This is a genomic window from Campylobacter sp. IFREMER_LSEM_CL1097 (assembly GCF_025772225.1).
GTDB classification, from domain to species: domain Bacteria; phylum Campylobacterota; class Campylobacteria; order Campylobacterales; family Campylobacteraceae; genus Campylobacter_D; species Campylobacter_D lari_D.
In genome coordinates this window covers 1-4,807 of record NZ_JAKMRT010000033.1, presented here as the reverse complement: position 1 = coordinate 4,807, position 4,807 = coordinate 1, and the positions used below count along the sequence as shown (strand labels likewise).

At 43.6% G+C, this 4,807-nt stretch carries 2 tRNA genes and 2 rRNA genes; all 4 read left to right on the top strand.

What is annotated here, in order from left to right:
* Positions 1-293 precede the first annotated feature (293 nt).
* Positions 294-1,806 (top strand): 16S ribosomal RNA (locus tag L8W64_RS08695).
* A gap of 95 nt (positions 1,807-1,901) precedes the next feature.
* A tRNA-Ala gene (locus tag L8W64_RS08690) sits at positions 1,902-1,977 on the top strand.
* Between the two features lie 7 nt (positions 1,978-1,984).
* Positions 1,985-2,061 (top strand) — tRNA-Ile (locus tag L8W64_RS08685).
* A gap of 456 nt (positions 2,062-2,517) precedes the next feature.
* A 23S ribosomal RNA gene (locus tag L8W64_RS08680) occupies positions 2,518-4,807 on the top strand; the annotation flags it as partial.

The window sequence follows — 4,807 nt, the reverse complement described above, 5'->3', positions numbered from 1 at the left end:
TCTATCCCCAATTTAATAAAACTTTAAGCTTTTACTGCTATAATTTCATTTCCTTTTCAAATAAAAGGGACTTAAAAAACTTAAGATTTTTATCTTAATTTTTTATATTTGTTCTTTAAATTATTAATATTGTTAATCAAATCTTATAGTCAATCTTTGAAATCTAAATAAGTGATCGATTGAGCCAGAGATTTACCTTAATAATGTAAATCTATCAATTAATAATTAAAGATTATTTTATTAATCTTTAAAATACTTTTTCTTTGAAGAAAAAGATTAAACTATCTATATTTTTTATGGAGAGTTTGATCCTGGCTCAGAGTGAACGCTGGCGGCGTGCCTAATACATGCAAGTCGAACGATGAAGCTTTTAGCTTGCTAGAAGTGGATTAGTGGCGCACGGGTGAGTAAGGTATAGTTAATCTGCCCTACACAAGAGGACAACAGTTGGAAACGACTGCTAATACTCTATACTCCTGCTTAACATAAGTTGAGTAGGGAAAGTTTTTCGGTGTAGGATGAGACTATATAGTATCAGCTAGTTGGTGAGGTAATGGCTCACCAAGGCTATGACGCTTAACTGGTCTGAGAGGATGATCAGTCACACTGGAACTGAGACACGGTCCAGACTCCTACGGGAGGCAGCAGTAGGGAATATTGCGCAATGGGGGAAACCCTGACGCAGCAACGCCGCGTGGAGGATGACACTTTTCGGAGCGTAAACTCCTTTTCTTAGGGAAGAATTCTGACGGTACCTAAGGAATAAGCACCGGCTAACTCCGTGCCAGCAGCCGCGGTAATACGGAGGGTGCAAGCGTTACTCGGAATCACTGGGCGTAAAGGGCGCGTAGGCGGATTATCAAGTCTCTTGTGAAATCCAACGGCTTAACCGTTGAACTGCTTGGGAAACTGGTAGTCTAGAGTGAGGGAGAGGCAGATGGAATTGGTGGTGTAGGGGTAAAATCCGTAGATATCACCAAGAATACCCATTGCGAAGGCGATCTGCTGGAACTTAACTGACGCTAAGGCGCGAAAGCGTGGGGAGCAAACAGGATTAGATACCCTGGTAGTCCACGCCCTAAACGATGTACACTAGTTGTTGGGGTGCTAGTCATCTCAGTAATGCAGCTAACGCATTAAGTGTACCGCCTGGGGAGTACGGTCGCAAGATTAAAACTCAAAGGAATAGACGGGGACCCGCACAAGCGGTGGAGCATGTGGTTTAATTCGAAGATACGCGAAGAACCTTACCTGGGCTTGATATCCTAAGAACCTCTTAGAGATAAGAGGGTGCTAGCTTGCTAGAACTTAGAGACAGGTGCTGCACGGCTGTCGTCAGCTCGTGTCGTGAGATGTTGGGTTAAGTCCCGCAACGAGCGCAACCCACGTATTTAGTTGCTAACGGTTCGGCCGAGCACTCTAAATAGACTGCCTTCGTAAGGAGGAGGAAGGTGTGGACGACGTCAAGTCATCATGGCCCTTATGCCCAGGGCGACACACGTGCTACAATGGCATATACAATGAGACGCAATACCGCGAGGTGGAGCAAATCTATAAAATATGTCCCAGTTCGGATTGTTCTCTGCAACTCGAGAGCATGAAGCCGGAATCGCTAGTAATCGTAGATCAGCCATGCTACGGTGAATACGTTCCCGGGTCTTGTACTCACCGCCCGTCACACCATGGGAGTTGATTTCACTCGAAGCCGGAATACTAAACTAGTTACCGTCCACAGTGGAATCAGCGACTGGGGTGAAGTCGTAACAAGGTAACCGTAGGAGAACCTGCGGTTGGATCACCTCCTTTCTAGAGTACAAACTGATAAGTCTCACAACTATCAGTTCATATATAGACTCAATCATCCTTGTTTAGATTTCAAAGATTGATGAAAAGCTAATTTTGGGGAATTAGCTCAGCTGGGAGAGCGCCTGCTTTGCACGCAGGAGGTCAGCGGTTCGATCCCGCTATTCTCCACCATTTTTAAGGGCCTATAGCTCAGCTGGTTAGAGTGCACCCCTGATAAGGGTGAGGTCACAAGTTCAAGTCTTGTTAGGCCCACCATAAAAAAAGATTTGTTTATCAATCATATAATAAAGTTTTAAAACTTAAAGCAAGTATATAGCTAATAATAAAGCAATAAGTAAAGTAAAATACTTTATTACTTATGTTTTTAAATTATTTAAACTCTTTATATATACTTCCTTTAGGTTTTAAGACCTAAGCTAAATAAATAATAGAATATTTTATATATTAGATTAGTTATTTAATGTTATTTGAATTATCATTGTTAAGAGTCACAAGCAAGTTTTAATAAAAACAATTTTACAGGACTTGTTAAAGGATAAAACCTAACTATCTTTTCTTTAGCTTTTAGTTAAAGACAAGTTTTAAACTCACAACTTAGTTAGACTAATATTTTTAGTTTTATTAAGTGTTTAAATGCTTTCCGTCTTAAGATAGTAAAGTCTTATCATAAAAACTTTAACAAGGAAGTGATGCGTTTTAGAATAAATTAAAAGGTAAGCTATTAAGAGCGAATGGTGGATGCCTTGGCTGGTAAAGGCGATGAAGGACGTACTAGACTGCGATAAGCTACGGGGAGCTGTCAAGAAGCTTTGATCCGTAGATTTCCGAATGGGGCAACCCAGTATATAGAGATATATACTACCATAATGGAGCGAACGTAGGGAATTGAAACATCTTAGTACCTACAGGAAAAGAAATCAATAGAGATTGCGTCAGTAGCGGCGAGCGAAAGCGCAAGAGGGCAAACCCAGTGCTTGCACTGGGGGTTGTAGGACTGCAATGTGCAATAGGTAAGGTTAGTAGAACACTCTGGAAAGTGTAGCCATAGAGGGTGATAGTCCCGTATACGAAAACCAAACCTTAGCTAGCAGTATCCTGAGTAGGGCGGGACACGAGGAATCCTGTCTGAAGCTGGGTCGACCACGATCCAACCCTAAATACTACTACCAGACCGATAGTGCACAAGTACCGTGAGGGAAAGGTGAAAAGAACTGAGGTGATCAGAGTGAAATAGAACCTGAAACCATTTGCTTACAATCATTCAGAGCACTATGTAGCAATACAGTGTGATGGACTGCCTTTTGCATAATGAGCCTGCGAGTTGTGGTGTCTGGCAAGGTTAAGCACACGCGAAGCCGTAGCGAAAGCGAGTCTGAATAGGGCGCTTAAGTCAGATGCTGCAGACCCGAAACGAAGTGATCTATCCATGAGCAAGTTGAAGCTAGTGTAAGAACTAGTGGAGGACTGAACCGATAGGCGTTGAAAAGCCCCCGGATGACTTGTGGATAGGGGTGAAAGGCCAATCAAACTTCGTGATAGCTGGTTCTCTCCGAAATATATTTAGGTATAGCGTTGTGTCGTAGTATAAGGGGGTAGAGCACTGAATGGGCTAGGGCATACACCAATGTACCAAACCCTATCAAACTCCGAATACCTTATATGTAATCACAGCAGTCAGGCGGCGAGTGATAAAATCCGTCGTCAAGAGGGAAACAACCCAGACTACCAGCTAAGGTCCCTAAATCTTACTTAAGTGGAAAACGATGTGAAGTTACTTAAACAACCAGGAGGTTGGCTTAGAAGCAGCCATCCTTTAAAGAAAGCGTAATAGCTCACTGGTCTAGTGATTTTGCGCGGAAAATATAACGGGGCTAAAGTAAGTACCGAAGCTGTAGACTTGATTTTATCAAGTGGTAGGAGAGCGTTCTATTTGCGCCGAAGGTATACCGGTAAGGAGTGCTGGAGCGAATAGAAGTGAGCATGCAGGCATGAGTAGCGATAATTAATGTGAGAATCATTAACGCCGTAAACCCAAGGTTTCCTACGCGATGCTCGTCATCGTAGGGTTAGTCGGGTCCTAAGTCGAGTCCGAAAGGGGTAGACGATGGCAAATTGGTTAATATTCCAATACCAACATTAGTGTGCGATGGAAGGACGCTTAGGGCTAAGCAAGCTAGCGGATGGAAGTGCTAGTCTAAGGTCGTAGGAGGTTATATAGGCAAATCCGTATAACAATACTCCGAGAACTGAAAGGCTCTTCAAAGTCTTCGGACAGCGAGGAGAATTGCTGATGCCGTCGAGCCAAGAAAAGTTTCTAAGTTTAGCTAATGTTGCCCGTACCGTAAACCGACACAGGTGGGTGGGATGAGTATTCTAAGGCGCGTGGAAGAACTCTCTTTAAGGAACTCTGCAAAATAGCACCGTATCTTCGGTATAAGGTGTGGTTCGCTTCGTATTAGGATTTACTCCGAAAGCGAAGAAACTTACAACAAAGAGTCCCTCCCGACTGTTTACCAAAAACACAGCACTCTGCTAACTCGTAAGAGGATGTATAGGGTGTGACGCCTGCCCGGTGCTCGAAGGTTAATTGATGGGGTTAGCATTAGCGAAGCTCTTGATCGAAGCCCGAGTAAACGGCGGCCGTAACTATAACGGTCCTAAGGTAGCGAAATTCCTTGTCGGTTAAATACCGACCTGCATGAATGGCGTAACGAGATGGGAGCTGTCTCAAAGAGGGATCCAGTGAAATTGTAGTGGAGGTGAAAATTCCTCCTACCCGCGGCAAGACGGAAAGACCCCGTGGACCTTTACTACAGCTTGACACTGCTATTTGGATAAGAATGTGCAGGATAGGTGGGAGGCTTTGAGTATATGACGCCAGTTGTATATGAGCCGTTGTTGAGATACCACTCTTTCTTATTTGGGTAGCTAACCAGCTTGAGTTATCCTCAAGTGGGACAATGTCTGGTGGGTAGTTTGACTGGGGCGGTCGCCTCCCAAA